This window comes from Acinetobacter sp. S-1 (assembly GCF_059579785.1).
Genome location: NZ_CM184207.1, coordinates 3,029,361 through 3,052,148, shown reverse-complemented (window position 1 = coordinate 3,052,148; position 22,788 = coordinate 3,029,361). Strand labels below are relative to the sequence as shown.

The 22,788-nt window shown below is 39.7% G+C and carries 24 protein-coding genes; 16 read left to right on the top strand and 8 right to left on the bottom strand.

Going from position 1 to position 22,788, the window contains the following annotated elements; all coding sequences use genetic code 11:
• The first annotated feature begins 2 nt into the window (after positions 1-2).
• The 9 genes from nuoH (at position 3) to AC52J8_RS14635 (ending at position 8,533) form a co-directional block, all read left to right on the top strand.
• Positions 3-1,019 carry an NADH-quinone oxidoreductase subunit NuoH gene (gene nuoH, locus AC52J8_RS14675; protein ID WP_004703499.1) on the top strand — a complete coding sequence of 339 codons (1,017 nt, stop codon included), beginning with the start codon at positions 3-5 and terminating at the stop codon, positions 1,017-1,019.
• Positions 1,020-1,037: 18 nt separating this feature from the next.
• Entirely contained in the window at positions 1,038-1,580 is a 543-nt protein-coding gene (nuoI, locus tag AC52J8_RS14670) for an NADH-quinone oxidoreductase subunit NuoI (protein ID WP_002120012.1), read from the top strand.
• Positions 1,580-2,098 carry an NADH-quinone oxidoreductase subunit J gene (gene nuoJ, locus AC52J8_RS14665; RefSeq protein WP_014205902.1) on the top strand — a complete coding sequence of 173 codons (519 nt, stop codon included), beginning with the start codon at positions 1,580-1,582 and terminating at the stop codon, positions 2,096-2,098. The genes nuoI and nuoJ overlap by 1 nt, the downstream gene beginning before the upstream one ends.
• Positions 2,098-2,406: an NADH-quinone oxidoreductase subunit NuoK gene (gene nuoK / locus AC52J8_RS14660; RefSeq protein ID WP_000529822.1), complete on the top strand. Its 309-nt coding sequence runs from the start codon at positions 2,098-2,100 to the stop codon at positions 2,404-2,406. The genes nuoJ and nuoK overlap by 1 nt, the downstream gene beginning before the upstream one ends.
• Positions 2,403-4,292 (top strand): NADH-quinone oxidoreductase subunit L, encoded by a 1,890-nt coding sequence (nuoL, locus tag AC52J8_RS14655; protein WP_002120008.1) that lies wholly within the window; start codon positions 2,403-2,405, stop codon positions 4,290-4,292. Before nuoK ends, nuoL begins: the two co-directional genes overlap by 4 nt.
• Before the next feature lies 1 nt (position 4,293).
• On the top strand, positions 4,294-5,892 hold the full coding sequence (nuoM, locus tag AC52J8_RS14650; RefSeq protein ID WP_002120006.1) for an NADH-quinone oxidoreductase subunit M: 1,599 nt from the start codon (positions 4,294-4,296) through the stop codon (positions 5,890-5,892).
• Between the two features lie 2 nt (positions 5,893-5,894).
• On the top strand, positions 5,895-7,388 hold the full coding sequence (nuoN, locus tag AC52J8_RS14645; RefSeq protein WP_104075502.1) for an NADH-quinone oxidoreductase subunit NuoN: 1,494 nt from the start codon (positions 5,895-5,897) through the stop codon (positions 7,386-7,388).
• A 100-nt stretch (positions 7,389-7,488) separates the two neighbouring features.
• The gene (gene upp, locus AC52J8_RS14640; RefSeq protein WP_002120045.1) at positions 7,489-8,124 is read left to right on the top strand and encodes a uracil phosphoribosyltransferase; all 636 of its coding nucleotides are present in this window, start codon (positions 7,489-7,491) and stop codon (positions 8,122-8,124) included.
• Between the two features lie 115 nt (positions 8,125-8,239).
• Entirely contained in the window at positions 8,240-8,533 is a 294-nt protein-coding gene (locus tag AC52J8_RS14635; protein ID WP_032004297.1) for a cold shock domain-containing protein, read from the top strand.
• A gap of 19 nt (positions 8,534-8,552) precedes the next feature.
• Here AC52J8_RS14635 and gigC read toward each other — a convergent pair whose 3' ends face one another.
• The gene (gene gigC / locus AC52J8_RS14630) at positions 8,553-9,437 is read right to left on the bottom strand and encodes a LysR family transcriptional regulator GigC (RefSeq protein ID WP_002120024.1); all 885 of its coding nucleotides are present in this window, start codon (positions 9,435-9,437) and stop codon (positions 8,553-8,555) included.
• Positions 9,438-9,523: 86 nt separating this feature from the next.
• Between gigC and AC52J8_RS14625 the strand changes: the two genes are divergently transcribed.
• Entirely contained in the window at positions 9,524-10,285 is a 762-nt protein-coding gene (locus AC52J8_RS14625) for a ferredoxin--NADP reductase (protein ID WP_002120057.1), read from the top strand.
• 48 nt (positions 10,286-10,333) lie between these two features.
• Here the strand turns inward: AC52J8_RS14625 and AC52J8_RS14620 are convergent, their stop codons facing one another.
• Positions 10,334-10,753, bottom strand: coding sequence for a hypothetical protein (locus tag AC52J8_RS14620; RefSeq protein ID WP_014205905.1), 420 nt, complete (start codon positions 10,751-10,753; stop codon positions 10,334-10,336).
• Between the two features lie 290 nt (positions 10,754-11,043).
• On the opposite strand from AC52J8_RS14620, the gene AC52J8_RS14615 reads away from it, so the two are divergent.
• The 3 genes from AC52J8_RS14615 to AC52J8_RS14605 all read left to right on the top strand — a co-directional run bounded on the left by AC52J8_RS14615 (position 11,044) and on the right by AC52J8_RS14605 (position 13,497).
• Positions 11,044-11,271 carry a hypothetical protein gene (locus AC52J8_RS14615; protein ID WP_014205906.1) on the top strand — a complete coding sequence of 76 codons (228 nt, stop codon included), beginning with the start codon at positions 11,044-11,046 and terminating at the stop codon, positions 11,269-11,271.
• A gap of 225 nt (positions 11,272-11,496) precedes the next feature.
• Positions 11,497-13,200 (top strand): mechanosensitive ion channel, encoded by a 1,704-nt coding sequence (locus tag AC52J8_RS14610; RefSeq protein WP_017481287.1) that lies wholly within the window; start codon positions 11,497-11,499, stop codon positions 13,198-13,200.
• 126 nt (positions 13,201-13,326) lie between these two features.
• On the top strand, positions 13,327-13,497 hold the full coding sequence (locus tag AC52J8_RS14605) for a hypothetical protein (RefSeq protein WP_002120038.1): 171 nt from the start codon (positions 13,327-13,329) through the stop codon (positions 13,495-13,497).
• A 12-nt stretch (positions 13,498-13,509) separates the two neighbouring features.
• On the opposite strand, the gene AC52J8_RS14600 is transcribed toward AC52J8_RS14605, so the two are convergent.
• From AC52J8_RS14600 to AC52J8_RS14580, 5 genes are all read right to left on the bottom strand, one after another.
• Positions 13,510-14,709, bottom strand: coding sequence for a BaiN/RdsA family NAD(P)/FAD-dependent oxidoreductase (locus tag AC52J8_RS14600; RefSeq protein ID WP_086399074.1), 1,200 nt, complete (start codon positions 14,707-14,709; stop codon positions 13,510-13,512).
• A gap of 117 nt (positions 14,710-14,826) precedes the next feature.
• A complete protein-coding gene (locus tag AC52J8_RS14595) occupies positions 14,827-15,708 on the bottom strand; it encodes a 1-aminocyclopropane-1-carboxylate deaminase/D-cysteine desulfhydrase (protein ID WP_086399075.1) in 882 nt (293 codons plus the stop codon).
• A 64-nt stretch (positions 15,709-15,772) separates the two neighbouring features.
• Positions 15,773-16,900: an HlyD family secretion protein gene (locus tag AC52J8_RS14590; RefSeq protein ID WP_086399076.1), complete on the bottom strand. Its 1,128-nt coding sequence runs from the start codon at positions 16,898-16,900 to the stop codon at positions 15,773-15,775.
• 40 nt (positions 16,901-16,940) lie between these two features.
• Entirely contained in the window at positions 16,941-18,584 is a 1,644-nt protein-coding gene (locus tag AC52J8_RS14585) for an MFS transporter (RefSeq protein ID WP_086399077.1), read from the bottom strand.
• Positions 18,581-19,150 carry a TetR/AcrR family transcriptional regulator gene (locus AC52J8_RS14580; protein WP_208753166.1) on the bottom strand — a complete coding sequence of 190 codons (570 nt, stop codon included), beginning with the start codon at positions 19,148-19,150 and terminating at the stop codon, positions 18,581-18,583. Before AC52J8_RS14580 ends, AC52J8_RS14585 begins: the two co-directional genes overlap by 4 nt.
• A 180-nt stretch (positions 19,151-19,330) precedes the next feature.
• Between AC52J8_RS14580 and AC52J8_RS14575 the strand changes: the two genes are divergently transcribed.
• From AC52J8_RS14575 to AC52J8_RS14565, 3 genes are all read left to right on the top strand, one after another.
• A complete protein-coding gene (locus AC52J8_RS14575; protein ID WP_068936154.1) occupies positions 19,331-19,954 on the top strand; it encodes a LysE family translocator in 624 nt (207 codons plus the stop codon).
• Positions 19,955-20,116: 162 nt separating this feature from the next.
• The gene (locus AC52J8_RS14570) at positions 20,117-20,305 is read left to right on the top strand and encodes an NF038215 family lipoprotein (protein ID WP_214285100.1); all 189 of its coding nucleotides are present in this window, start codon (positions 20,117-20,119) and stop codon (positions 20,303-20,305) included.
• On the top strand, positions 20,286-20,621 hold the full coding sequence (locus AC52J8_RS14565; protein ID WP_202733360.1) for an EF-hand domain-containing protein: 336 nt from the start codon (positions 20,286-20,288) through the stop codon (positions 20,619-20,621). The genes AC52J8_RS14570 and AC52J8_RS14565 overlap by 20 nt, the downstream gene beginning before the upstream one ends.
• An 84-nt stretch (positions 20,622-20,705) precedes the next feature.
• On the opposite strand, the gene metG is transcribed toward AC52J8_RS14565, so the two are convergent.
• Positions 20,706-22,772: a methionine--tRNA ligase gene (metG, locus tag AC52J8_RS14560; protein ID WP_208753488.1), complete on the bottom strand. Its 2,067-nt coding sequence runs from the start codon at positions 22,770-22,772 to the stop codon at positions 20,706-20,708.
• Between the last annotated feature and the right edge of the window lie 16 nt (positions 22,773-22,788).

Here is a 22,788-nt window from a genome sequence, read left to right as displayed (position 1 = left end):
TCATGAATCAAGAAATTATACGTCAAACGCCACTTTGGGCTGAGAACTGGCCGATTGCCTATGCTGTCGTTCAAGCAGTTGTGATTTTGCTTGTTGTAGTTTTAGTTGCAGCGTTGATGTCTTTTATTGAGCGTCGTTTACTTGCTTGGTGGCAAGACCGCTATGGTCCAAACCGTGTTGGTCCTGGTGGTATGTTCCAGATCGTTGCCGACATGCTCAAGATCATGTTCAAAGAAGACTGGACACCAAAATTTGCTGACAAACTTACATTCCGTTTAGCACCAGCTGTTGCAATGGCAACAGCGGTTCTTTCGTTCATGGTAATCCCGGTGAGTCCTTCACTGGGTGTTGCCGACATGAGTATCGGTTTATTGTTCTTCATGGCAATGGCTGGTATTGCTGTCTACGCAGTTTTATTTGGTGGCTGGGCTTCAAATAACAAATACTCGTTGCTTGGTGGTTTACGTTCAGCAGCTCAAACTATTTCTTATGAAGTGTTCTTGGGTATTTCATTGATGGGTGTGGTTGCAATTGCAGGCTCATTTAACCTTCGTGAAATTGTTGAAGCACAACGTGATGTTTGGTTCGTCATTCCACAATTCTTAGGTTTCTTGATTTTCGTAGTTGCTGGTGTTGCAGTAACTCACCGTCATCCATTTGACCAACCAGAAGCAGAACAAGAATTGGCAGAAGGTTACCATGTTGAATATGGCGGTATGAAATGGGGTATGTTCTTCGTTGCTGAATATGTCAACGTAGTACTAATCTCTGCATTGATCGTGACTTTATTCTTTGGTGGCTGGTTAGCGCCATTCAATTTAGAAATTCCATTTGTTCCACCAGTATTCTGGTTTGTGATTAAAACAGCATTTTTTGTAATGATGTTTGTATTGGCACGTGGTTCTTTAATGCGTCCACGTTATGACCAAGTCATGAACTTTGGTTGGAAAATTTGTTTGCCATTGGCGTTGGTCAACTTGTTAGTGACTGGTGCTGTGATTCTGATGAATCAGGCCTAGGACAGCAGGGAGTACAAAATGTATAAATTTCTAGCTGGATTCGGATCAATTGTACGTACGTTACTCATGGTGTTTAGCCATGCAACGCGTAAACGTGACACGATTTTATATCCAGAAGTTCCGGCTGAACAGATTGTGCCGCCACGCTTTCGTGGTCGTATCGTATTAACGCGTGACCCTGATGGGGAAGAGCGTTGCGTAGCATGTAACCTATGTGCGGTTGCATGTCCGGTTGGCTGTATCTCACTACAAAAAGCAGAAACAGAAGATGGTCGTTGGTACCCGGAGTTTTTCCGTATTAACTTCTCACGTTGTATTTTCTGCGGTATGTGTGAAGAAGCTTGTCCAACAACTGCGATTCAGCTCACACCAGACTTCGAGTTAGGCGAATATGTACGTCAAGACCTTGTTTATGAGAAAGAAAACTTACTCATTTCAGGTCCGGGCAAATACCCAGATTACAACTTCTACCGTGTAACGGGTATGGCAATTAACGGTAAAGAGAAAGGTCAAGCACAAAAAGAAAGTGCACCAATCGATGTACGGAGTCTATTACCATGATGTGGCCGTTTTATTTGATGGCACTCGTGGCCATCGTTTCTACGGTTCGTGTAGTGACTAACACGAACCCTGTACACGCTCTACTTAGTCTAATTGTTTCATTGCTTGCTGTTGCTGGTATTTTCATGATCGTGGGGGCGCCTTTTGCAGGTGCTCTTGAAATCATCGTTTATGCCGGAGCAATTATGGTTCTGTTTGTCTTCGTGGTGATGATGCTTAACTTAGGTCAACACACCGTTGAACAAGAACGCAAATGGCTTTCTTCAGATGCTTGGGCATATCCAGCACTCATGAGTTTCTTACTCGGCTTGCTTTTAGTTTGGATGCTTGGTGGTGAATACACCACTATTTCAGCACCGCTTGGGGCACAAGTGATTGGACCAAAAGTAGTTGGTCAAGCACTCTTTACTCACTATTTATTATTGGTTGAAGTTGCCGCGATGTTATTGCTAGCAGCCCTTGTTGCAGCATACCACTTAGGTAAACGTGAACCAGGTGCAGAAGAGGAAAAAGAATAATGGGCCAGATTCCTTTAGAACATGGTTTGATTGTTGCAACCATCCTTTTTGCACTCGGTTTTTACGGTGTAATGGTGCGACGCAACCTATTATTTATGTTAATGAGCCTTGAAATCATGATGAATGCTGCAGCATTGGCATTTGTTCTTGCGGGTAGCGTATGGGCACAACCAGATGGGCAAGTGATGTTCATTCTGATTTTGACCCTTGCAGCAGCAGAGGCATGTATCGGTCTTGCGATTGTCCTTCAGTTCTATCATCGCTTCCATCATTTGGATGTGGATGCTGCTAGTGAGATGCGCGGATGAGTTATTTATATCTAACAGTATTATTTCCGCTAATCGGTTTTATTTTATTGGCGGCAGGACGAGACAAACTCTCTGAAAATGTTGCAGCAGTTATTGGTGTAGGTTCTGTAGGTTTATCTGCATTATTTGCACTCATTGCTGGAATGGCATTTACCACGAGTGGTCAGCAAGTTTTTGTTCAAAACTTGTGGACATGGTTCAATGTTGGTGGTTTTGCGCCGGGCATTAGCTTACATTTAGATGGCTTATCTTTACTCATGATGGGCATGATCACGGGTGTTGGTTTCTTAATCCACATCTTTGCATCATGGTACATGCGTGGTGAAGAGGGTTATGCGCGTTTCTTCTCTTATTTCAACCTGTTTGTTGCAAGCATGCTTGTGCTTGTATTGGGTGACAACTTGGCGTTGTTATTCTTAGGTTGGGAAGGTGTAGGTCTTTGCTCTTACTTGCTAATCGGTTTCTATTATGCAAACCCTGCAAATGGTTGGGCTGCGATCAAAGCGTTTACAGTGACCCGCGTTGGTGACGTATTCTTGCTTATTGCTTTATTCTTGCTTTACCAACAATTTGGTACGCTGAATACTCAGTACATCGTTGAACACGCAGCAGAAGTAATGACGAAGAGTTCGTCACTTACAATCTGGACTGCATTAATGTTGTTCTTGGGTGCTGCTGGTAAGTCTGCTCAAATTCCATTGCAAACATGGTTGGCAGATGCGATGGCAGGTCCAACACCTGTTTCTGCATTAATCCACGCTGCAACAATGGTAACGGCTGGTGTGTACTTATGCTGCCGTCTATTCAGCGTATTTGAACTTGCTCCTGAAGTGATGCAATTCATTTCGGTAACTGGCGCGGTAACTTTGTTAGTTGCAGGTTTTGCTGCACTTGTACAAACGGACATCAAACGTATCTTGGCTTACTCAACGATGAGTCAGCTTGGCTATATGTTTATGGCTGTAGGTGCGGAAGCTTATCAAGCTGGCTTGTTCCACATGTTGGCTCACGCATTCTTTAAGGCATTATTATTCTTGTCTTCTGGTGCGGTTATTTTGGCTTATCACCACGAGCAAAATATTTTCAAAATGGGTGGTTTGTTCAAACGTAACAAATTCCTGTTTGCTTGTTTCGCGATTGGTGGCGGTGCATTAGCAGCGATTCCATTCTTGACTATTGGCTTCTTCTCTAAAGATGCGATTCTTGGTGAAGTTTGGGTACAAGGTCAATCAGTTGCTTTATATCACACCTTATATTGGGTGGGTGTAGCAGGTGCATTCCTGACTTCAATCTATACATTCCGTTTAATCTGGGTTGTATTCTTTGGTCAAGAAAACACGCCTTACCATGAAATTAAAGGTGCAACTTACTGGGCTCCGTTGGGTATTTTAGCTGTATTGTCTACTTTTGTTGGTGCGGTATTAAAAGCACCGGTAGCAGGTATTCTGAATACTGCAAAAATTCCTGAATTCCATGTCGCTGAACAATTTGTGGAAGGCATGCATGGGGCAGAGCACTTAGCAGTAGGTATTGCACTAGTTGGTCTAGTTGTTGGTATAGCATTATTTACATTTGCTTATGGTGCAGTGAAATCATTCGCTCAAACAAGTTTGGGTTCAGGTTTGGCACATATTTGCCGTACCGCTTTTGGTTTTGATGCATTGTATGACATCGTTTTTGTTAAACCTTATTTATTCTTCGCCAAAATCTTTGGCCGTGATCCGATTGACGGTTTGTGGTTAGTTCTTCCTGCGCTCGTGAAAGGCGGAAACAGTTTTACAAGCTCACGTCAAACAGGTTCATTGCGTGAATACGCATCAAGCATGTCACTCGGTGTAGTGGTGTTATTGATGATCTTGATCGTTATTCAGGTAGTGGGGAAATAAAATGGAAAACAATTTAATTTTACCCGCGCTGATCCTTGTTCCGTTCATTGCCGGTTTTATTTGTTGGTTAGTCGATAAGCTCGACAAAACTTTGCCACGCTGGATTGCTTTAATTGGTATGCTCATTACTTTGGGCTTAGGTCTTGCACTTTGGCAAAGTGGAACTTATAGCTACGAGTTGGGTTCTAAAATCCCAACTTGGTCTGCTGAGTTCTATTTACCGTGGATTCAATCACTCGGTATTGGCATTCACTTAGCTGTGGATGGCTTATCTTTACTCATGGTGTTATTAACAGCGTTACTTGGTGTACTTGCTGTTGGTTGTTCATGGGGTGAGATTCAAAAGAACGTTGGTTTCTTCCACTTAAACCTATTATGGAGTTTAGGTGGCGTTATCGGTGTATTCTTAGCGATTGACTTGTTCTTGTTCTTCTTCTTCTGGGAGATGATGCTTGTACCAATCTACTTCTTGATTGCGTTATGGGGTCATAAAGGTTCAAACGGTCGTTCACGTGTTTACGCTGCGACTAAGTTCTTCCTTTACACGCAGATCGCTGGTCTAGTGATGTTAATCGGTATCCTAGGTCTTGTAGTTTATGGCTACATGATGACAGGCATGATCGGTTTTGATTACAACTATTTATTAGCTGTAGCTAACCATTTACCTGCAGGCCTAGCATATGGTTTCATGATCTGTTTCTTCATCGGTTTTGCGGTGAAATTACCAGTATTCCCATTACACGGTTGGTTGCCAGATGCGCATGCTCAAGCTCCTACAGCAGGTTCTGTAGACTTAGCGGGTATCTTGATTAAAACAGCTGCGTATGGCTTGCTTCGTTTTGTTATTCCTTTCTTCCCGACAGCTTCTGCACAGTTTGCAGACATTGCGATTATTTTCGGTTTGATTGGTATTTTCTACGGCGCATGGTGTGCTTACCAGCAAACTGACATGAAACGTTTACTTGCGTATACGTCGATTTCACACATGGGCTTTATCTTACTTGCAATCTATGCAGGTAATATTTTGACCTTCCAAGGTCTAATGATCATGATGTTGGCACACGGTTTGTCATCAGCTGCATTGTTCATTATGTCTGGTCAAATCTACGAACGTTTACATACACGTGATTTACGTTTAATGGGTGGTCTTCGTGGCCAGCTTCAGTACTTGCCATTTTTCTTGATGTTCTTCGTTGCTGCTCTTGTAGGTGTACCAGGTTTAGGTAACTTTATTGGTGAATTCCTGATTTTGATGGGTTCATTTAATAAATATCCTGTCTTCACGATTCTTGCTTCTATCAGCCTTGTATTTGCAGGTTTATATGGCTTGATCTTGATTCACCGTGCTTTATTTGGTGAACCAAATCCTGAACAAAAGCAACATTACACTAGTCCATTGAAAGACTTATCTGCTCGTGAAGTTGGTATTTTGATGATTTGTGCGATTGGTCTCGTTTGGCTTGGTATCTACCCACAAACATTCTTGGATGTATCTCATTCAAGCATGCAGTGGTTGGTCAATAGTTATGTGCCAGTACAAGAAGTCGTTGAAACTGTTCAGCAAACAGCTACTCAACTTGACCATGTGGAGATCCAATAATCATGAACTTCACAGTATCATTCTCTACGCTTATGCCTTTAGCTCCGGTGATGATTGTTGCTTTGACAACAGTCGTCGTCATGCTGTTAATTTCAATTAAGCGTAATCATAATTTAATCGCAACAGCTTCTGTTGTCGGTTTAAACCTTGCTGCACTTTATATTTTATTTGCAGTATTTGGCGGTAAGTTTGTACCGGCAAATGTGATGGGCATGTTTATGGTTGATCCATTTACCATGTTCTATCAATTTATGATTTTGATTGCGGCATTGGCATGTTGTACTTTGTCTCATGCTTATATCGAAACTTATAAAGACAACCGCGAAGAGTTATACCTTTTGTTACTTGCTTCAGTAGCAGGTGCAATGTTGATGGTTGCAAGCTCTCACTATGCATCGTTCTTCATTAGCCTTGAGTTAATGTCGATTCCTGTATATGGCTTACTTGCTTATACTTATCAACGTAGTAACTCACTTGAAGCGGGTATTAAATATCTTGTACTTTCAGCGACAGCTTCTGCAATGTTGTTGATGGGTATGGCATATATCTATGCATATACAGGTTCGCTTTCATTCTATGATTCTGTACAAGCATTATTTGAAGCAATCAAACAGCCAATGGTGTTATTAGGTTTAGCACTTATTATCTTTGCTGTTGCATTTAAATTGTCGCTTGCGCCGTTCCATAAATGGACACCGGATGTATATGCAGGTGCACCAGCGCCAATGGCAACTTTCTTAGCGACTGCTGCTAAAGTTGCAACAATTGGTTTGTTCGTGCGCTATATGCTTGCTTCAGGCGCAATGATGGTGAACTCGTTAGTAACTATTTTGACGATCATTGCTGTATTGTCGATTTTAGTTGGTAACTTACTCGCTGTTCGTCAAGTTAACTTAAAACGTATTCTTGGTTATTCATCTATTGCTCACTTTGGTTATTTGTTAATTGCTTTAATTAGCATGACTTATGCGAGCTTGGGTAGCGTAACTGTATATGTGGTGTCTTATGTATTAACAACTATTGGTGCCTTTGGTGCAGTAGCGTTAATGTCTAGCCCATATAACAACGTAGATGAAGCACAAAGCCTTGCAGACTACCGTGGTTTATTCTGGCGTCGTCCAGTACTTACAGCAACTTTAACAGTCATGATGTTATCTTTGGCTGGTATTCCATTAACAGCAGGCTTCATTGGTAAGTTCTTGGTGGTAATGGCTGCTGTAACAACTCAACACTGGTTCTTAGCTGCAATGATTATTGTGGGTAGTGGTATCGGTTTGTACTATTACTTACGTGTGATGGTTGTAATGTATATGACACCACCAGAAACTCCTCGTATTGATGCAGATGCTCATTGGGGACAAAAAGTGGGTGGTTTAATGGTATTGGCTGCTGCTGCATTAGTTATTATTTTGGGTGTTTACCCAGATCCAATGATTAATTTGGCACTAAAAGCAGAAATTTTATCTCCATTACATTTCATGCTTTCACAACAGTAATTTTGGTGTACAAAAAAGCCTCCAAAACTGGAGGCTTTTTTTTATTGAGCGTTAAAAAAAGATTATAATAAATACGTTTTTATATTTTTAGGTAACATCTGTGGCCATTCAAGAAATTCGTCACCCACTTATTCGTCATAAATTAGGCTTGTTACGCCGTGCTGACATCAGTACTAAAAATTTCCGTGAGCTTGCTCAGGAAGTGACTATGTTATTGACTTATGAAGCAACAAAAGATTTACCAGTTGTGGATTGTGAAATTGATGGATGGGCTGGAACTGTTACTACTCAGCGTATTGCTGGTAAAAAAATAACGATTGTACCCATTTTACGTGCTGGAATTGGTATGTTGGATGGCGTACTTAATCTAATTCCAAGCGCAAAAGTGAGTGTTTTAGGTCTTGAGCGTAATGAGGAAACATTAGAAGTTCGCACGTATTACAAAAAATTAGTTCCGGATGTGGCTAATCGTCTTGCGATGATTATTGACCCAATGCTAGCAACGGGTAATTCGTTAGTTGCTGCTATTGATGTGTTAAAGGCAAGTGGTTGTAAAGATATCCGTGTTATGGTCTTGGTTGCTGCTCCTGAAGGTGTTGCTAAAGTTGAAGCAGCTCATCCAGATGTGCAAATTTATACGGCATCTATTGATAATGGCTTAAATGAACAAGGTTATATTGTTCCTGGCTTGGGCGATGCTGGCGATAAAATTTTTGGTAGTGTACAAAAAGATTAATTTTTTGAAATCGTAATAAAAAGAGACTTCATTCAACCGTATAATTTTAAAACGGAATCGTGAGTCTCTTTTTTATTTACCGCAACAACTGGATTGGAAAAGTAGGGGAAAGATCATGAAGCAAGAGTTTTATACTGGATGGGTAAAACAATATAACGCTGATAAAGGGTTTGGTTTTATTGAAACTAGTGAAGGAGATATTTTCTTTCATATTTCTGATTTCCCTGCATCAGAAGGCGAACCGAAAAGAAATGAAAAAGTGAAGTTTCTTGCCGCAGATAATCAGGGCAAATTTAAAGCGATCAAAATTGAGCGTGTTGACCCGAATCCTGCGAAAACCAAGAAAAATAAAATTGCAGATCACAATAAAGCGATCACAAGCGAATTGCTATCAAATTTTCGACGCTAATCAATGAAAAGATCAGGTTTTAAACCTGATCTTCACAGAATTGTAAGAATGCTTTGAGACCTGGCCCCTGATACTTTTGACGGTGTACCAGCATATAAAGCGGACGGGTAAGCTGCCAGAATGGTGTATCTAAAATTACTAATTGTCCCTTTTCAATTAAAGGTTCAATGGCTAGTTTAGAAATACATGACATACCTAAACCACCAGCAACGATTTTTAAAATTGCTTCATTGTGACCTAGGGTTAAGCGAATATTCGCGTCTGGCAGATCTTGCAATATCGCATTATCAAACACTTCACGAGTTCCTGAGCCTTCTTCACGTAAAATCCATTCGACTTGAAGAAAATCATGCGCTGTTAGAGGTCTATTTAAACGTGCTAAAGGGTGATTTGGGGCGCAGCAAACTGCAAGCTCATCATCACGCCAATGAATACATTGGAGTTGAGGTAAGTGACATGAGCCTTCAATTAAAGCTAAATCAAGTTGGAATTGATTGACTGCTTCAATCATTTGGCGTGTATTGCCCACTTGTAATTGCAAATGCGCTTTAGGGTGATGCTGTAAAAAGTTTGCCATTAAATCTGGCATGAGGTAATCACTAATCGTTAAAGTGGCCCCAATACGTAAATCAATGCTTTGCAATTCACCTTTTGCAGCTTGCTCAAAAGCTTCACAGCGACCTAATATTTCTAATGCTTGAGGCAATAGAAAACGACCTAAATCATTAAGCTGTAATCGTTTACCTAAACGATCAAATAGAGGAGCACCAAGGCCATCCTCTAAATCGGCTAAAGCCATACTTGCTGCACTTTGCGTCAGTCTGACCGCATCACTCGCTTTGGTGACAGTTCCTTCTTGAGCGACTGCTACAAAAACAGCCAACTGGCGTAATGTCATGCGCATGTTTAAAAAGCCTTAACGTTTAAAAGTATTCATTATTTCGGCTGTCATGCTAACATGAGCGCACTATTTCATGCCACGTTGAAATCATGTCAATTGAAAAATTTAGCGTAGAAAAAGTTTTATCTGTACACCGCTGGACTCCAACTCTTTTTAGTTTCACCATGACTCGCCCTGCACATTTTAAATTTACAGCGGGGCAATTCGCACGTATTGGGCTAAAAGTTGGAGAGGAACTCGTTGTTCGTGCTTATTCGGTAGTCTCGTCACCATTTGATGAAACGCTTGAGTTTTTTTCGATTGTAGTACCAGACGGTGCATTTACGTCAAATCTTCAACATTTAAAGGTAGGAGATGAGCTTTATTTAGAAAAAATACCTTATGGTTATTTGACTTTAGCTCGCTATCAACAACCTTTACCGCATGATTTATGGTTATTGGCAACAGGTACAGGTTTAGCTCCATTTTTATCGATGCTACAAGACTTCGATACATGGTCTAAATATCAAAAAATTAATTTGGTCTACAGTGTCCGTACCGCAGCTGAGTTAGCTTATGTTGATCGTATTCAAGAGATTGCTGAAACTTTTGGAGAAGGACATAACGGATTTAAATTTATTCCGATTATTACTCGAGATCCATCTGCGCCATTGCATGATCGTTTGCCGATTCTAATTGAAAATGGTGAATTAGAAAAATCTGCTGGTATAGAGCTGAATCCTGCCACAAGCCACGTCATGCTTTGCGGAAATCCGCAAATGGTAGATGACACGAAAGAGGCTTTAAAACGCCGTGGTTTGACGATGAACCGTCGAGGTGAGGGAAATATTGCGGTAGAAAATTACTGGTAATAAATTGCGGTGAAAACAACTTTATAATTAATTTTATGGATATGTTTATTAGTGGACAAACATATCCATAAATTCGCGAATTTCTGAAATTGCGCTATCTACATCGGTTGAAAGCCAAGTTGGCTCAAAAAGACCTGCATAATGTTCCAAACGATCTTGTGGAACGACTAAGCGAACAGGACAGTCTTCTTCTAGTAAGCGCCAAGGTAAAATCGGAACATCATTGTCTAGAAAAATATTGATATTACGAATATCAACAATCATGGCATTAATACAGTCAGGAAATGGCATGACGGAAAATTCTTCAGTACGACGACGAAAATACTCTAAATCACCCCATTTGAGTTCATAACTTGGTTTATTAAATTCAATAATACCAATGAGATGTTCGTCTCTCGTCTGATGTATATAACATTGATGTGTGACGTCAGTGTCGAGATCAAGTGTTACGTTTTGCTGACGATACATCATAAAATAGAGCAGCTTTAAAACAAGGGGGCTTATTATAGCCTATTTTATAAAAAGTAAGCGCTAAAACATATTGTATTACAAATAGAACCTTAAAGAAGCTCGAGCATAACTTGCCATTATTTTTTAATGGCTAAATATTTTTGCCTAAATTTTATACTGTTTTTATTATTTTAATAGTAGAGTTTTGCAAACACAGACACCTTAGCATAATGCTTTTTCACACAATGCAACAAACCAAATTGCTATGATGATTATAAAGTTAATGATAAAAGAAGAGGGGAAAGAAGATGCATGATTTTTCAAAACCACCTCATGTGACGAGTCCTGAAGAAACTGCGAAAAAAAGAAGATTGCCAGTTTACATTTTAATTATTGTTGGGCTTTTTCTTATTGCACTCATCGTCTACATGGTTGCTGATCACAGCAAAACGCCTAAAGAAGAAGCCGCTTTTCAACATGAGGCCATACCGCATGTTATTAAGAGTACTTCAGATTTGAATATCTATAAAGGGTAATAAGCCAACCAGTATATCTTGATAGAAAGCCTTTGGGATGTGACCTAAAGGCTTTTTTTGCAACCTTTTGCATCAATTTGTTGTATTTATGCAGAAGTGTGTTGATTAGAAAATACTCAAAACATAAGGTGAGATAGACCGCATTTATCGTCATTTTTAACAACGAATGGTGTTTTTCATAATTGATGGCACTGAAAAGAACATAACAATTGAGGACATAACAATATGAATGAATTTTTTGATGGGCCTCGCGGCGCTCAGTTTGATGCGATGTATTACTGGGATCAGTTTCATCCTATTTTAGCTGCAATCGTCATCTTACTGGTTGGCTGGATAATCGCTTTATTAGTTGCGGCAGGTGTAAAAAAACTTCTGCAAAAAGTAAATACCAATGCAAAATTATCTTCAGCAACTGGGCGTGCTCCAAACATAGAAGGTCTTATTTCAAAAGTCGTATTCTGGTTTATTCTAATCTTAGCTGTTGTCGCAGCTCTCAATGTACTTAACATTAGTGGAGTGAGTGGCCCGTTCAGCAATATGGTGAATCAGGTACTCGTCTATATTCCAAATATTATTGCTGCTGTTGTGGTGGGTTTTATTGGTTGGATCGTTGCTCGACTGGTGCGAGCGGGGGTGACCAATGTTTTATCCCGAACTCAACTCGATGATAAGTTAAGCAGTGAAGTGGGTGTAGGTGGAATTAGCCAGAATATTGGTGAAATTCTTTACTGGCTTGTATTGTTACTTTTCCTTCCGATTGTTCTTTCAATATTAGGATTAACAGGCTTACTGATTCCAGTTCAAAATATGGTAAATGATGCTGTAGCATTCTTACCAAATATCTTTATTGCTGGTGTTATCGTTTTTGTTGGTTATATCTTGGCAAAAATTGTACGCGGTATTGTTGAAGGTTTAGTAAATAGCTTAGGTGTTCAGGCTCAAGCTGAAAAAATTGGTCTTTTCAAAAGCTCTAACGTAGGCAAATTCTTAGGTTCATTTGTTTTCGCAATCATCATTATTACAACATTGATTGTAGCGTTTGAAGCTTTAGGGATTGAGACAATTTCTCAGCCAGCAACAGCAATGCTTAATGAAATCTTGCAGGCGATTCCAAACATTATTGCTGCTGGTTTAATTCTACTGGTTGCTTATATTGTTTCTCGTTTTGTTGGTCGCTTAGTAGCCGAATTAATTGCAGGTACAGGTGTTGATGAAATTCCTGCAAAGTTAGATGTACAACGCTTTTTAGGTCAAACTAAAGTTTCTAATGCAGTTGGCTGGTTAATTGTATTCTTTACTATGCTATTTGCAGTTTCTGAAGCTGCGGATCGTCTTGGTTTCGATCAAATTAGTGGTCTAATTGCAATGTTTATCCATTTCGGTGCAAACATTCTATTGGGCGCTGTAATCTTGGTTATTGGTTTCTGGCTTGCCAATGTGGTGGCGAACGTGGTTCAACGCGGCGAATATAATAGCTCGCGTTGGTTAGGTAGTTTAGTTCGTGTGTTAATTATTGGTCTCGTACTTGCGCTTGGTTTAAGAGCGATGGGTATTGCAGATTCAATCGTTAATCTTGCATTTGGCTTGACTCTAGGCGCAGTTGCAGTTGCTTTCGCTCTTGCATTTGGTTTAGGTGGTCGCCAACCAGCAGAAAGACTGTTGAGCGATTTGCTAGATAAAGCTAAAAAAGAAGCGAATGAACCGAATCCGCTTTATCAACCACCGTCTACTACCACAACGAGCAGCCCATCTGCTGGTAGCTCATCTGCAACTACGAGTTCGTCAACATCTACAGTTGCACCAACGACTACAACCTCACCATCAACGGTTTCATCTGATGCAAAACCAGCTGATTCTGCACAAGTAAATCCAGCAGAACCACCAGTAAATAAACCGTTTGGATCTACTGGAGAAAATGACGAAATTTAGTAAGTAAAACTAATTTTCAGATAAACCGTACAAAAAATCTTTGATTTTTGTGATAAGTTCGACCACTCTATATTGAGTGGTCGTTCTTTTTAAGCGTTATAAAAACAAATAAGTGAGGAAAATACGATGAAGAAACCAGGTCGTTTTTTAGCACCGATTGTCATTGCGGGAATTACGGTAGGTTTTTTAGCAAGTGCTTATAAATTTGTGTTTAACAAATCTAATTCATCAAAACAGGCAACAACTCATACACGTAATTCTGAAAAATCTTCAAATGATTCGAAAGCTTCAAATTAGCTTATTCATCATTTAAACATATTGTGCTGCTGCATAAGCAGAAGACCAAGCCCATTGGAAGTTATAACCTCCTAAATGGCCAGTCACATCAAGTACTTCGCCAATAAAAAACAATCCTTTTTGCTTTTTACTTTCCATGGTTTTGGAAGATACTTCACTTGTATCAACTCCACCTAAAGTAACTTCGGCAGTACGATAGCCTTCTGTGCCTGATGGTTTCACAGCAAAACCATGTAGTTGCTCGGCAATATGATCTAGCTGTGCATCACTGATATTACCAATCGCTATTTCGCTCTGCTCTGACCATATAAGTTGTTGTAGCTCTTGGATAATACTTTTCGCAGTAAACTCACTAAGAAGGGTGCGCAATAGAACTTTAGGTTGTGCTTTCTTTTTATCTTTTAAATAAGTTGCTAAATCTTGGCTTGGGAAAAAGTCAATTTTAAAACTTTCACCAGTGTTCCAATAGTTTGAAAGCTGTAGGGAACTTGGTCCACTCAAACCGCGATGCGTAAACAATAATGCTTCAGTAAAACTATTTTTCGAGTTACTTAGAGTCACATCTAAAGCATTGCCACTTAGGCGTGTAGTAACTTCTTTAATATGATCTGAAAAGGTAAACGGGACTAAACCTGCGCGAGTTGGGAAAACCGTATGTCTAAATTTTTGTGCCAGTTCATAGCCAAATCCAGAACCACCCAAAGTTGGAATGGATAAACCACCTGTAGCAACCACTAATGACTCACAGCTAAATCGGCCTTGGTTTGTGTGTACAGTAAAACCGCCTTTTTCTAATGGATCAATCTGTACAGCTTCACATTGAGTTTGGATATCAACGTTATTGGTTTTATCACATTCACTCACTAGCATCTCTAAAATTTCTTTAGCGCCGTTCAGCGTGAATAATTGCCCGTGTTTTCGTTCTTCATAAGCAATTTTATAATCACATACCAAACCGATAAAGTCCCAGTTGCTATAGCGTGATAGGGCAGAAATAACGAAGTGTGGATTATGAGAAATATAGTTGTTAGGCTCTACATAAAGGTTGGTAAAGTTACACTTACCACCGCCTGACATTAAAATCTTTTTACCAATTTTATTGGCTTTTTCTAAAATTAAAACCGAGCGCCCTCGTTTAGCAGCATGTGCAGCCAACATGAGTCCAGAAGCACCTGCACCTAAGACAATGACATCGACATGGCTGTTAGACATAAAAGGTTCTCGATTAATCTTGAAAATTAAAAAGGGGCATATACTATCATGCTGAGCCTTAGTCATGCTAAAGACATTTATCATGGTAGTGAACAATGCGACCTAAAAGCTAGTAAGTTATTGATGTGATTTATTTCTTATATCTGCCTGTAAACCACCAGAATGAATTGCCAAAATGCGAGTTCCTTCAGGGAAGTAATTGTTTTTGATAAGGTCAAACAGACCGAACATCATTTTTCCCGTATAGATCGGTTCAAGGGGCACAGCGTATTGTTCTTCGAAATTTTCTATAAATGCCAGTAAATCAGATGAAGTTTTCGCATAACCACCACAGCAATAAGCATCTGTCAGCGACCAATTCTGTTTTTTAGTCCACTGCATAATATCTTGTTGTAGAAAGTCGCCTTTTAATGCTGAAAATCCTAGAACCTTTTGATGAGAAGTACTTTGTTCAATTAAGCCTGAAATCGTTCCTCCAGTTCCAACGGCACAACAAATGACATCATAGTTTTGTAAATCGCTTTGACTGAGAATTTCCTGACATCCTTGTACTGCTAGCTCATTAGAACCGCCTTCAGGAATAATGAAGGTTTCAGGAAATTGATTGTGTAATTGTTGAAGGTAATTTGCATCATCCCTCAAGCGATATTCAGTGCGCGAGACAAAATGTAGATGCATTCCTAAACTTTGAGCTTTTGCCAAGGTTGGGTTAAGAGGCTGGGTTGCTAATTCTTCCCCACGAATAATGCCTACACTTTTAAAGCCAAAAAGATGAGCTGCATACGCAGTTGCTGCAATATGGTTTGAATAAGCCCCACCAAAAGTCAAAATGCCTGATAATGCTTGTTGTTTTGCGGCAAGCAAATTGTATTTTAATTTGAAAAATTTATTACCTGAGATTTGGGGATGAATTAAATCTAGCCGCTTAATGTCGAGATGCAGGGGATGGGGGAGTTGAATATGTCGATAAGGAACTGATTGAGCAATGTGATCAAACATTAGAAATTGAGAAAATAATGATTGATCACATTGTAACTTTTTAAATAGAACTTTAAAAAGCTGTTTACGAATTTGTATCGACAGAAGTAACCACGGACATGCCAGGACGTAAATGTTCCATTCCTTCCTGATTTGGATCAATAGTAATGCGTACGGCAATTCGTTGTACAACTTTAGTAAAGTTACCTGTCGCATTGTCAGGTTTTAACACACTGAACTCGGAACCCGCAGCAGGCGAGATCTGCTCAACATGTCCTGTAAATTTTTTGTGTTTCATCGCATCGACTGTAAACCATGCTTTCTGACCAATCCGCATATTGGCAATTTGGGTTTCTTTGAAATTGGCAATCACCCAAGTTTGCTGTGGAATGAGGTAGAGTAACTGTGAGCCTGCTGCTACATATTGCCCAACACGAGGGTTAACTTCACCAAGTTGGCCATCCATCGGAGCAACAATAACGCTATAGTCTTTGGTGGTTTGTGCTTGGTCTAACTGTGCTTTAGCACTTGAAACTTGTGCTTCTAAACCAGCTTCTGCAACCTGTGCTGTTTTAAGTGCTTCATTTGCAACTAACACATTGGCTTCTGCTTGCTTCAGTGCTGCAAGGTTATTTTCAGCATCTGCTGCGGCTTTATCTTGCTCAGATTTAGAAGCTGCGCCACTATTTCCTAGCTGTTGATAGCGTCTAAGCTGGGCTAAAGAAAGTTCATATTGAGCTTTGGCTTGATCCACTTTGGCTTGTGCCGCCACAATATCAGCTTGTTTCTGGGCAATGGATTGAGTTTGATTGGCTAAGGTATTTTTAGCTTGTTCAACTCCAGAAGCCGCCTGAGTTACTTTTTGGTCATAAGTAGTCGCATCAATATGCATGAGCACTTGACCTTTTTTGACATGATCAAAGTCTTTAACGACTACATCTTTAACGTAACCATTAATTTGGGACGATAAAATCGTGGTTTTACCTTTGACATAACTATTGTCAGTTTGCTGAACACTCGTTGCAAACGGCCCGATTCTCCAAGCCCATAAAATCACTAAAATACCGACAATAAGAACACCTAACATCCATAACAGTGTTGAGCGTTTTGTCGGAATCAGTTTACTTGCAGGTGCAGGTGCAGGTGCAGGTGTTGGCTCGTTGGCAGGTGCCTGAGCAGGTGTTGGTTCCGGTTTGTTTTGATCATCTGGCATATATCAATCTCAATTTCTATTTCATCAAATACGAAAGCCATTAAGGACGGCTAATTCCTCTGCGTTGTAGATATTTACTACGTGCAATATTAAATCCACCCCATAAGAGTAGGGCGACGGCAAAAATACCGTTTAAAGCAATAACATCATTGTAGGCACGCACTTGGGCTTCACGAGTGACCACTTGATTAAGTGAGCGCATGGATTGAGCTGTTTGTAATGCTGGGTCAGTAGTGGTGATGGATGCACTGCGTTGATAGGTGGAGAGCCTTTGAGAAACTAATGGATCGGATTGTTCTAAATCTTTAATAATCTCTGCCTGATAGTTTTGCGTACGATGTTGTTGATAGGTCGAGAAGAAAGAAGACCCAACAAGACCACCGAAAGTTTGGGTAGCAGAAAATAATACGATAAAGGTCACTACGTAAGATGGGCCTTTAGCAAGCGTTTGCGCAAAGCCAATCAGAAGCAGTGGGCCAATAAATAGACCACCAGCAAAACCGACTAAAAACTGACTTGCAAAGAAATTCACAGGTCGAACATCACTGGTTAGGTGATAATCTAGTCCACAAGCAACCAGAATGAGGAACTCTGCAAAAAGTAAGTGGAAGATAATTCGTTCGCGTGAAAAGGTAAGTGCACTAAAAAGTGTTCCGCTTAAAATCCCGACTAATATGACAACATAAAGTGGCACAAATTGGTCAGGACCCATTCCCATTGTTTTTAAGAAGTTAACAGCAGCATAGCTTTGTTCAGACATTAAAAGTCGAATAGCAAAAGCACCAAAAATGAAACGTAGGGTCGAAGAGGCGCCTAGCCAACGTGTCATAATTAATGGATTGGCACGATAGTGTTCATAGAGCAAACCTAAAACAACTAAGCTAAAACCTGCAATCAAGACATAAGCGAGCCATTCACTATTAAACCACCATAAAATTGGGCCTTGCGTGAGCACAATACACAAGCAGGCAAAACCTGGAGCTAGTAAAGCAAAAGTGAAAAAGTCTTGCTTCTCAAAAACATAAATTCTTAAGCTACGTGGTAACTTCAATGAAACGACCATGGCTAAACAACAAAGTGCTAAGCCGAGCTCAAAGGTATATAGAACAGACCAACTATCTGTATTTACGAGAAATGGAGAAATAATCCAAGCTAACGGCACGCCAAGTTGCTGAAAACCAAAGGCAATATATATACCTTTTGCCATGTCTGCTTTTTTAAAAGCTTGCATGGTGTAATACATACCTAAAGAGCTTAATGGCGCACCAGCTAAACCTGCCACAACCCGTGCGAATAGGGCCATTTCATAGGTATGCACAAAAATATGTAATACCAGAACTGCAATAAAAATCACGAGTCCTATTTCAGAAAATACTCTCAGGCCATACTGTTGACGAGCTTTAAATAAAATCAGGTTTGAACTGACATTTGCCATGACATAAGCAGCAGGCAACCAAGCCGCTTCGGAAGGTGTTAATCCATACTCACCTTGGATTAAAGGTAAATTTGCCGTAATAAAACCATTACTTAAGCTTGCCGAAAGGGCGATAAATAAACCAATAAAAAAGTAAATAAACCGCTTAGGTACAGAGTGTGCAATCGCTGCTGGTGAACCAGGTAAAGTCGGTTGCTCTTCTGGGGTCCAGTCGGGTGGTGTTTCTAAGTAACGAGGCGTTTTACTCATTCTATCCCTCGAATTTTTTGTATTTGAATACCATGAAATAGTAATTCAATTGCTCGTTTTGCTAAGCGAGTCTGTTCTTCTGGCTCATGTCCTTGAAATGAAGAACCCAACATTGCTGTGACCATTGCATAGTCATCGGCGGTCAGATCAGCTCGGCATAATTTTTGTTCTATCGCATTTTCAATCAGTGGGTTAAGTGCATTATTTCGCCGTTCATAAATTTTTAACATAATTGGATCTTGTCGATCAATCACTCTCCAAAAATCTTGCAAAATTGCAAGTTTAGGAAGTTGTGCAATATGTCCTTCAATTAAACGAAATAAACCATCCTCGAATTGTTGAAAATGAGCAGCTTTTTGCTCTAGCTGTGTAATCGCGCGTTCTAAAAGCGCGCTAATTAAAGCCTTGCGGTCACAAAAGTTACGGTAAAAAGTTGCTCTGCCTACGCCTGCATGGTCAATCACAACTTGTAATGGAACATTAATGCCATGAATACGAAAACATTCTTCGGCTGCATTGAGTAATTCATCCCGATTATGGGCAGCAATTTTTTGACGTTTACTCATGTCATTGGTTGGGGCGTTTTAAAGATCGATATATTTAACGGACATTTTTGTCCGTTGTGAAGATATAAATTGTAAAAAACATGAAAATTCAATTTTCATCATTTATATGTTTTCCGTTTTTATATGTGTCATAAAAAGCTGTTAGAATACCGCGCAATTGCATGATGCTAGGTCAATACAATGTTTGAGTCCCTTATTCCTCTTTTTTCAATTGCGATGGCATTGATGCTTGGAGCAATAAGCCCTGGGCCGAGCTTTATTTATGTAGCACAAAATTCAATTTCTAAATCACGTAAACATGGTTTGTTTACAGCTTTAGGCACAGGTACAGGTGCAGCTCTTTTTGGTTTTCTAGCTGTTATGGGGTTGCAGGCAGTTTTACTGGCAGTACCTTCTGCATATTTAATTTTAAAAATTGGTGGTGGGCTGTATTTACTTTGGTTGGCTTTTAAAATTATTAAACATGCCAAAGAACCAATTGCTATGGAAAATGATGGCAAATCAAAAATGACTTATAAACAGGCATATCGTTATGGCCTGATTACCCAGTTAAGCAACCCGAAAATTGCAGTTGTTCTAGCGAGTGTATTTACTGCTTTATTGCCAAAAGAAATCCCAAGTTACTACTATGTCGCATTACCAGTGATTTGTTTTATGATCGATGCAGGTTGGTACTCATGTGTTGCAATGCTGCTCTCTTCAGAGAAGCCTAGAACAATGTACTTAAAAGCAAAAACTGGCGTTGACCGAGTAGCTGGAAGCATTGTGAGCGTATTAGGTTTAAAATTAATTTTCTTCAAATGATAAGCCTTTAATTAAAATATCTAAAAAATCCAAAGCCAGCTATTTATAGTCTGGCTTTATTTTTGAGTAAAATATATACAAATTGAAATATCTTTTTTAGTACTTAAACATTTAAAAAGTGGTAACTTAATAAATAAAACAAAAAGAAATGAGGGTCACGTTATGAAAAAACTAATGGTGAGCATTTCTGTAGTTTTTCTCATCTTAACTACAGGATGTGAGATGAGAACCATGAGCAAGCAACAGCCAGCAAATGAGCGAACTATGAGCCTTGTTGGTACACCTGTTCATGAAAAAGATTACAAAATTTCTGATTTACAAGCCAATAATCATGAGCAATCCAACTATTAAGTTACTCACAGCTTGCATCACTTACTGCATTTTAAATGTAGTAAGTGCATGTGAGCCTGCATCTTTGGATTGGAAGCTTTTTCAGGAAAAATATGATGTAAATCATGATGGCTTGTATAGCTTAAAAGAGTTTCAACAGGTACAAGATTTCTATCCTTATCGTTGGCCTACTGATAAGCGTTTTCAGGGAGAGAATAAGCAAACAGAGCTATTTCATTATTTAGATAAAAATAAGAATGGCTATTTAACCAATGAGGAGTTGGGGAATATACACGTTTTACTTAGTAACCCTTGTGAAGGGCGGCCGTGGTCATAATTTAAATCTTCTTATAGATGTTCCTTGAAAATTTATAGTTAAAAAAAGCTCCCAATTTAGGGAGCTTTTTTATATGCAGGCGGATTAAGACACTTTATCACCAGGTTTCGCACCGCTATCTGGTGAAATAATGAAAATACCTTCACCATTTCCGGCAGCAAGTACCATACCATTTGAAATACCAAAACGCATTTTACGTGGTGCAAGGTTAGCAACCATAACAACCAATTTACCTTTTAGGTCTTCTGGTGCGTATTGGCTACGAATGCCACTAAATACATTGCGTGGTTCAGCTTCACCAACATCTAATGTCAATTGAAGTAATTTATCTGAACCTTCAACTGTACCAGCTTCAAGTACTTGAGCAACACGCAAGTCAACTTTTAAGAAATCTTCAATACCAATAATTTCAGCTTCACCCACTGCTGGAGCAGGGGCAGCTTTTTTCTCGGCAGCTTTGTCCTTTTTCGCCGTTGCTTTAGTTGCTTCTGGAGCAGGAGCACCTAAAAACTCTTTAGAAGCATCAACCATAGCTGCAACAGCTTTTGGATCAACACGCTGCATAAGCGGTTGGAACTGCGCAATCTCATGACTTACAAGAACTTGTTTACGTGACTCGAAATCGAAACTTTCAAGTTTTAAGAAATCTTGAACTTGCTTGGCCAAAGTTGGAAGAACTGGAGCCAAGTACACTGCAAGTTGACGGAATAAGTTGATACCCACAGAACATACATCAAGAACTTGTTGCTCTTGACCTTCTTGTTTAGCAAGTGCCCAAGGCTTTTTCTCATCAATATATTGGTTTGCACGGTCAGCTAGCGCCATAATTTCACGGATCGCCGTAGAGAATTCACGTGCTTCATATGCAGCAGCGATTGAATCGCCAGCATCAATAAAACTTTGTACTAACTCAGTTTCTGCACATTGAGCAGATAACGTATTATTAAAGTTGCTATTGATGAACTTCGCACAGCGGCTAGCAATATTAACGACTTTACCGACTAAGTCTGAATTTACTTTCTGAACAAAGTCATCAAGGTTCAAGTCAGAGTCTTCGACTTTATCTGAAAGTTTAGAAGCAAAGTAATAGCGTAAATACTCTGGGTTTAAATGCTGTAAGTAAGTCTCGGCCTTAATGAAAGTACCACGTGACTTAGACATTTTTTGTCCATTTACAGTCAAGAAACCGTTTACAAAAAGACCAGTTGGAGTGCGATAGTTCGCACCTTCAAGCATTGCAGGCCAGAATAAAGCATGGAAATAAACAATGTCTTTCCCAATAAAATGATAAACATCGTTTTGGCTGTCTTTTTTCCAGAAATCATCAAAGTTTAAGTCTGGGCGTTTAGTTTTGATGTAGTTTTCAAAACTAGACATATAACCAATTGGGGCATCTACCCATACGTAGAAATATTTATTTGGTGCGTCTGGAATTTCAAAGCCAAAATATGGTGCATCACGAGAAATATCCCAGTCTGCTAAACCAGCTTCAAACCATTCATCTAACTTGTTCGCAATTGAAAGAGGTAAACGTCCTTCATCACGCGTCCATTTTTGTAAATATTCAGAGAAGTTTGGAAGCTTGAAGAAATAGTGATCTGATGATTTTTCAACTGGTGTTGCACCACTTAAAGTCGAACGCGGGTTAAGTAACTCGGTTGCATTGTAAGTTGTACCGCACACCTCACATGAGTCGCCGTATTGATCTTCTGACTTACATTTTGGGCATGTACCCTTAATGAAACGGTCAGATAAGAACATCCCTTTTTCTGGGTCAAATAATTGAGTAACAGGACGAACTGCAATATTTCCAGCTTCACGGTTCTTAATATAGATATCTGTTGAACGTGCTTTGTTCGCATCGCTATGTGTAGAATCGTAATGATCGAAATGTACCCCAAAACCGTCAAAATCACGGATGTGTTCTTTTTGAACATTCGCAATTTGCTCTTCTGGGCTAATACCGTTTGCTTCGGCACGTAGCATAATTGCTGTACCGTGAGCATCATCCGCACATACATAAGTCACATCATGACCCATTGCTCGCATGGCACGAACCCAGATATCTGCCTGGATGTAACCGAGTAAATGACCCATATGAATTGGACCATTAGCATAAGGGAGGGCATTAGTGACTAAAATTTTACGCACGGATTTCATTCTCTCA

Coding starts and splice junctions, on each gene's coding strand:
- nuoH (WP_004703499.1), top strand. CDS start 3: ATGAATCAAGAAATTATACGTCAAACGCCACTTTGGGCTGAGAACTGG.
- nuoI (WP_002120012.1), top strand. CDS start 1,038: ATGTATAAATTTCTAGCTGGATTCGGATCAATTGTACGTACGTTACTC.
- nuoJ (WP_014205902.1), top strand. CDS start 1,580: ATGTGGCCGTTTTATTTGATGGCACTCGTGGCCATCGTTTCTACGGTT.
- nuoK (WP_000529822.1), top strand. CDS start 2,098: ATGGGCCAGATTCCTTTAGAACATGGTTTGATTGTTGCAACCATCCTT.
- nuoL (WP_002120008.1), top strand. CDS start 2,403: ATGAGTTATTTATATCTAACAGTATTATTTCCGCTAATCGGTTTTATT.
- nuoM (WP_002120006.1), top strand. CDS start 4,294: ATGGAAAACAATTTAATTTTACCCGCGCTGATCCTTGTTCCGTTCATT.
- nuoN (WP_104075502.1), top strand. CDS start 5,895: ATGAACTTCACAGTATCATTCTCTACGCTTATGCCTTTAGCTCCGGTG.
- AC52J8_RS14635 (WP_032004297.1), top strand. CDS start 8,240: ATGAAGCAAGAGTTTTATACTGGATGGGTAAAACAATATAACGCTGAT.
- gigC (WP_002120024.1), bottom strand. CDS start 9,437: ATGCGCATGACATTACGCCAGTTGGCTGTTTTTGTAGCAGTCGCTCAA.
- AC52J8_RS14625 (WP_002120057.1), top strand. CDS start 9,524: ATGTCAATTGAAAAATTTAGCGTAGAAAAAGTTTTATCTGTACACCGC.
- AC52J8_RS14620 (WP_014205905.1), bottom strand. CDS start 10,753: ATGTATCGTCAGCAAAACGTAACACTTGATCTCGACACTGACGTCACA.
- AC52J8_RS14615 (WP_014205906.1), top strand. CDS start 11,044: ATGCATGATTTTTCAAAACCACCTCATGTGACGAGTCCTGAAGAAACT.
- AC52J8_RS14610 (WP_017481287.1), top strand. CDS start 11,497: ATGAATGAATTTTTTGATGGGCCTCGCGGCGCTCAGTTTGATGCGATG.
- AC52J8_RS14605 (WP_002120038.1), top strand. CDS start 13,327: ATGAAGAAACCAGGTCGTTTTTTAGCACCGATTGTCATTGCGGGAATT.
- AC52J8_RS14600 (WP_086399074.1), bottom strand. CDS start 14,709: ATGTCTAACAGCCATGTCGATGTCATTGTCTTAGGTGCAGGTGCTTCT.
- AC52J8_RS14595 (WP_086399075.1), bottom strand. CDS start 15,708: ATGTTTGATCACATTGCTCAATCAGTTCCTTATCGACATATTCAACTC.
- AC52J8_RS14590 (WP_086399076.1), bottom strand. CDS start 16,900: ATGCCAGATGATCAAAACAAACCGGAACCAACACCTGCTCAGGCACCT.
- AC52J8_RS14585 (WP_086399077.1), bottom strand. CDS start 18,584: ATGAGTAAAACGCCTCGTTACTTAGAAACACCACCCGACTGGACCCCA.
- AC52J8_RS14580 (WP_208753166.1), bottom strand. CDS start 19,150: ATGAGTAAACGTCAAAAAATTGCTGCCCATAATCGGGATGAATTACTC.
- AC52J8_RS14575 (WP_068936154.1), top strand. CDS start 19,331: ATGTTTGAGTCCCTTATTCCTCTTTTTTCAATTGCGATGGCATTGATG.
- AC52J8_RS14570 (WP_214285100.1), top strand. CDS start 20,117: ATGAAAAAACTAATGGTGAGCATTTCTGTAGTTTTTCTCATCTTAACT.
- AC52J8_RS14565 (WP_202733360.1), top strand. CDS start 20,286: ATGAGCAATCCAACTATTAAGTTACTCACAGCTTGCATCACTTACTGC.